This window comes from Streptococcus oralis (assembly GCF_001579525.1).
GTDB classification, from domain to species: Bacteria; Bacillota; Bacilli; order Lactobacillales; family Streptococcaceae; genus Streptococcus; species Streptococcus oralis_M.
Window position 1 is genome coordinate 53,716 of sequence record NZ_KQ970790.1, and the last position, 6,000, is coordinate 59,715.

At 41.0% G+C, this 6,000-nt stretch carries 3 protein-coding genes and 2 pseudogenes; all 5 read left to right on the forward strand.

Features of this window, described 5'->3' with window-relative positions:
- Positions 1 to 166 precede the first annotated feature (166 nt).
- Positions 167 to 685: pseudogene (locus SORDD25_RS09375) on the forward strand (sugar O-acetyltransferase); the annotation flags it as partial.
- Positions 677 to 1,705: pseudogene (locus SORDD25_RS06125) on the forward strand (ATP-binding protein); the annotation flags it as partial. The pseudogenes SORDD25_RS09375 and SORDD25_RS06125, both read left to right, overlap by 9 nt.
- A 2-nt stretch (positions 1,706 to 1,707) precedes the next feature.
- Positions 1,708 to 3,885, forward strand: coding sequence for a CD3337/EF1877 family mobilome membrane protein (locus tag SORDD25_RS06130; RefSeq protein WP_061853023.1), 2,178 nt, complete (start codon positions 1,708 to 1,710; stop codon positions 3,883 to 3,885).
- On the forward strand, positions 3,882 to 4,763 hold the full coding sequence (locus tag SORDD25_RS06135) for a bifunctional lytic transglycosylase/C40 family peptidase (protein WP_061853024.1): 882 nt from the start codon (positions 3,882 to 3,884) through the stop codon (positions 4,761 to 4,763). The genes SORDD25_RS06130 and SORDD25_RS06135 overlap by 4 nt, the downstream gene beginning before the upstream one ends.
- Positions 4,760 to 5,692: a conjugal transfer protein gene (locus SORDD25_RS06140; protein WP_001224318.1), complete on the forward strand. Its 933-nt coding sequence runs from the start codon at positions 4,760 to 4,762 to the stop codon at positions 5,690 to 5,692. Before SORDD25_RS06135 ends, SORDD25_RS06140 begins: the two co-directional genes overlap by 4 nt.
- The last annotated feature ends 308 nt before the right edge of the window (positions 5,693 to 6,000 follow it).

The following is a 6,000-nucleotide window of genomic DNA, read 5'->3' on the forward strand; positions in this document are numbered from 1 at the left end:
CCAAATATACCCTTATGGGGTATATTAACCATGAAGTTAATCTTTTGTCAAGCAAGTTGTTTTAACTTGGGAGGGGATTGGTTTTGAGAGTTTAGAAAGCAGGCTATTCTTGACCTTTCAAGGGCTTTTTGATATGATGGGTCCAAAGTAAGTGTGAGGTGATGAGATGGCTAGCGAATACCAGAAAATGATAGCAGGGGAGCCTTACCGTCCGTCGGATCCTGAATTACGGACCTTGGCTCAGGCTTCTCGCCAAAAACAGGCTGCCTTTAACAAGGAAGAAGATCCCTTGAAGGGAGCAGATATTATCAAGACTTGGTTTGGCTCAACTGGACAAAATCTCTACGTCAATCCACGCTTGGTGGTCGATTATGGAGTCAATATTCATCTGGGGGAAAATTTTTATTCTAATTGGAATTTGACCATGCTGGATGTTTGTCCGATTCGCATCGGGAACAACGCCATGCTTGGCCCCAACTGTCAGTTTTTAACCCCACTCCATCCACTGGATCCGGATGAACGCAATTCAGGGGTCGAATATGGCAAGCCCATCACCATTGGAGATAATTTCTGGGCTGGAGGTGGCGTCATTGTCCTTCCTGGAGTGACACTGGGAAATAATGTCGTTGCAGGAGCAGGGGCCGTAATCACCAAGTCCTTTGGAGACAATGTCGTCCTAGGTGGTAAATCCTTTGCGAATAACCTTATCGTCTATTATGCGGTGCTTTATGGGGCACAAGCAGTGATTGTAGACCCAAAAGCAGAACGTGGCAGATGGAAAGAAACCTTGCCAGAGATTTCCCATGAAATCAATATCGTCACTCTGACTTCTGATGAGAAAAACAAAGGCTTACTTGACCCTTATGTGATTATGAAAAATCCCAAAGATTCTGAATCACTGGCTATTGATATTCTGACATTCCTTACGGGGATTTCCTCTCGTGATGGGGAACGCTTCCCAATCCTTAGAAAAGCCATTCGTGCAGTAACCAATAGTGAAGTACGAGGGTTGATGAAAGTGATTGAGGAATTACGGGTTGAGAATACGCCACTAAGTACCAGTATAGCCGACCATATCGAAAGTTTTACAGACTATGACTTTGCACATTTATTATTCAGTAATGGTTATGTGGAGCAGTCTATCAGCTTAGAAAAACAACTGAACATTATACAGGTTGCGGACTTGGTACTTCCCGACAAGGAAACTTCCTTTGAGGAATATACCACTATGGAGCTTTTATCCGTTGCTATGCTGATTGTCATTAGTACCTTTGCTTTAGACTTTATCCATACAGACCGAAGCATTTTCAAGATTGTAGATTTAGACGAAGCATGGAGCTTTTTACAGGTAGCACAAGGAAAAACACTATCTATGAAGCTGGTTCGGGCTGGTCGTGCTATGAACGCTGGGGTATATTTCGTGACCCAAAATACAGACGACCTCTTAGATGAAAAACTGAAAAATAACCTCGGCTTAAAATTTGCATTTCGTTCCACTGACCTTAACGAGATTAAAAAGACCTTAGCCTTTTTTGGTGTAGACCCAGAGGACGAAAACAATCAGAAGCGATTGCGTGATTTGGAAAACGGGCAATGCCTTATCAGTGATTTATATGGTCGTGTCGGTGTGATACAGTTCCACCCTGTATTTGAAGAACTGCTCCATGCCTTTGATACCAGACCACCTGTGCGAAAAGAGGTGTAAATGTGAAACCATCAATAGTAAACAGAATAAAATCAAACTGGACGCTGAAACGTCTAGGTAAAGTGGCAATGACAGTGGCTTTCACACTTGTGATTGCCATTTTTCTTTTAGCCATGCTGGGAACGGTGGTTCAAGCTGCGGGCTTGGTAGATGATACGGTCAATGTGGCAAATGAATACAGCCGATACCCACTTGAAAACTATCAACTGGATTTTTATGTGGATAATAGCTGGGGCTGGCTTCCGTGGAACTGGTCGGACGGGATTGGAAAACAGGTCATGTATGGACTATATGCCATTACCAATTTTATTTGGACAATCAGTTTGTATGTTTCCAATGCGACAGGTTACTTAGTACAGGAAGCCTATTCCTTAGACTTCATTTCCGCTACAGCAGATTCCATTGGTAAGAATATGCAGACCTTAGCTGGTGTGAGTGCAAACGGATTTTCAACAGAGGGTTTCTATGTTGGATTCCTCTTACTCTTGATTTTGGTTCTTGGGGTTTATGTTGCCTATACGGGACTGATAAAGAGAGAAACCACAAAGGCAATTCATGCCATTATGAATTTTGTGCTGGTGTTTATCCTATCGGCTTCCTTTATTGCCTACGCTCCCGACTACATTAAAAAAATCAATGACTTTTCATCAGACATCAGTAATGCCAGTTTATCACTTGGCACGAAGATTGTCATGCCCCATTCCGATAGTCAAGGCAAGGACAGAGTGGACTTAATCAGAGATAGCCTGTTTTCCATACAGGTTCAGCAACCGTGGCTACTGCTTCAATACAACAGTTCAGACATTGAAAGTATCGGTATTGACCGTGTGGAAAGCCTGCTCTCCACCAGCCCAGATTCCAACAATGGCGAAGACAGAGAAAAAATTGTTGCGGAAGAAATTGAAGACAGAAGCAATACCAATCTAACCATTACAAAGACCATTAACCGTTTAGGTACAGTCTTCTTCCTATTTGTCTTCAATATTGGGATTTCCATATTTGTATTCCTATTAACAGGAATCATGATTTTCTCGCAGGTACTTTTTATCATCTATGCTATGTTTCTGCCTGTGAGCTTTATTTTAAGCATGATTCCATCATTTGATGGTATGTCAAAACGAGCCATAACAAAGCTCTTTAATACCATTTTGACACGAGCTGGAATCACATTGATTATTACGACAGCATTTAGTATTTCAACCATGCTCTATACCTTATCGGCTGGTTATCCGTTCTTTTTGATTGCTTTACTACAGATTGTGACCTTTGCAGGAATCTACTTCAAGCTGGGCGATTTAATGAGTATGTTTTCTCTACAGAGTAACGATTCTCAAAGTGTGGGAAGTCGTGTGATGAGAAAACCTCGTATGCTTATGCACGCTCACATGCACCGTCTACAGCGGAAACTTGGACGTTCCATGACTACTCTAGGGGCTGGGTCTGCCATTGTTACAGGTAAAAAAGGACAGTCGGGTTCGGGGAGTTCTGCAAGGACACAAGCAGATCACTCCCGACCAGACGGAAAGGAAAAATCAACACTTGGAAAACGTATCGGTCAAACCATCGGTACAGTAGCTGATACCAAAGACAGAATGGTAGACACTGCTAGTGGTTTGAAAGAACAGGTTAAAGATTTGCCGACCAATGCAAGATATGCAGTATATCAAGGAAAATCCAAAGTAAAAGAGAATGTCCGTGATTTAACCAGTAGTATTTCTCAAACCAAAGCGGACAGAGCCAGTGGACGCAAGGAACAGCAGGAACAAAGGCGAAAAACCATTGCGAAGCGTCGCTCTGAAATGGAACAGGTCAAACAGAAAAAACAGCCTGCTTCTTCTGTTCATGAAAGACCGACTACAAGACAAGAACAATATCATGATGAACAGACCTCAAAACAGTCTAATATTCAGACTTCATATAAGGAATCTCAACAAGCCAAACAAGAGCGTCCAGCAGTTAAGTCCGATTTTTCAAGTCCAAAAGTGGAACGCCAAGGCAATACCGTTCAAGAAAAAACCGTTCAAAAGCCAGCAACTTCAACCACTACAGCAGATAGAACTTCACAACGTCCAATCACAAAAGAACGTCCGTCTACTGTTCAAAGAGTACCACTACAAAATACAAGAAGTAGACCACCAATCAAAACCGCCACCATTAAGAAAGTCGGTAAGAAACCATGAAGTTGAAAACTTTAGTGATTGGTGGTTCTGGATTATTCTTGATGGTCTTCTCACTGCTTCTGTTTGTTGCCATTTTATTTTCAGATGAACAGGACAGCGGAATTTCCAATATTCATTATGGAGGTGTGAATGTTTCCGCAGAAGTGCTGGCTCATAAGCCTATGGTAGAAAAATATGCCAAAGAATATGGCGTTGAAGAATATGTCAACATACTTCTTGCGATTATACAGGTGGAATCGGGCGGTACAGCAGAAGATGTTATGCAGTCCTCGGAATCCCTCGGTCTTCCACCTAATTCATTGAGTACAGAAGAATCCATTAAGCAAGGTGTGAAGTATTTCAGTGAGTTATTAGCCAGTAGCGAAAGGCTTGGTGTAGATTTAGAATCGGTTATCCAGTCCTACAATTATGGTGGTGGTTTCTTAGGATATGTGGCTAATCGTGGGAATAAATATACCTTTGAACTGGCTCAAAGTTTCTCAAAAGAGTATTCAGGTGGCGAAAAAGTGTCTTACCCCAATCCCATAGCCATACCTATCAATGGGGGCTGGCGATACGTTTACGGTGGAGCTTCCCCGACTACTTCTTTTGATTGTAGCGGACTGACACAATGGACGTATGGAAAAGCTGGAATTAACTTACCACGAACCGCACAACAGCAATATGATGTGACCCAGCATATCCCACTATCGGAAGCACAAGCTGGCGATTTGGTTTTCTTTCATTCTACCTATAACGCTGGCTCTTATATTACTCATGTTGGGATATACCTTGGCAATAACCGTATGTTTCATGCAGGCGACCCAATCGGTTATGCCGACTTAACAAGCCCCTACTGGCAACAGCATTTAGTGGGAGCAGGACGAATCAAACAATGAGAAAGGAAGATTTAATGATGAAATTTAGAAAAAATCAGAATAAAGAAAAACAGATACCAAAGGAAAAGAAACCTCGTGTCTATAAGGTCAATCCTCATAAAAAGGTTGTGATTGCCTTGTGGGTACTTTTAGGGCTTAGTTTCAGCTTTGCGATATTCAAGCACTTTACAGCTATAGATACTCATACTATTCACGAAACAACTATCATAGAAAAGGAATACGTTGATACTCATCATGTAGAAAATTTTGTAGAGAACTTTGCGAAAGTCTACTATTCATGGGAGCAATCCGATAAGTCCATTGATAATCGAATGGAAAGTCTAAAAGGCTATCTGACAGATGAACTTCAAGCTCTCAATGTTGATACAGTACGCAAAGATATTCCTGTATCGTCTTCTGTAAGAGGATTTCAGATATGGACGGTAGAGCCAACTGGCGACAATGAGTTTAATGTAACCTACAGTGTAGACCAGCTCATTACAGAGGGAGAAAATACAAAGACCGTCCACTCTGCTTATATAGTGAGTGTCTATGTAGATGGTTCTGGAAATATGGTACTGGTTAAGAATCCGACCATTACCAACATACCTAAGAAATCAAGTTATAAACCAAAAGCCATTGAAAGTGAGGGGACGGTTGATTCCATTACAACCAATGAAATCAATGAGTTTTTAACGACGTTCTTCAAGCTCTATCCTACAGCGACAGCCAGTGAACTTTCCTACTATGTGAATGACGGGATATTAAAACCAATCGGAAAAGAGTACATCTTTCAAGAACTGGTAAATCCTATTCACAATCGTAAGGATAATCAAGTCACGGTATCGCTGACAGTGGAGTATATCGACCAGCAGACCAAAGCAACGCAGGTATCTCAATTTGATTTGGTACTTGAAAAGAACGGGAGTAATTGGAAGATTATAGAATAACAAATATTGGTACATTATTACAGCTATTTTGTAATCACGTACTCTCTTTGATAAAAAATTGGAGATTCCTTGACAAATATGCTCTTACGTGCTATTATTTAAGTATCTATTTAAAAGGAGTTAATAAATATGCGGCAAGGTATTCTTAAATAAACTGTCAATTTGATAGTGGGAACAAATAATTGGATGTCCTTTTTTAGGAGGGCTTAGTTTTTTGTACCCAGTTTAAGAATACCTTTATCATGTGATTCTAAAGTATCCGGAGAATATCTGTATGCTTTGTATGCCTATGGTTATGCATAAAAATC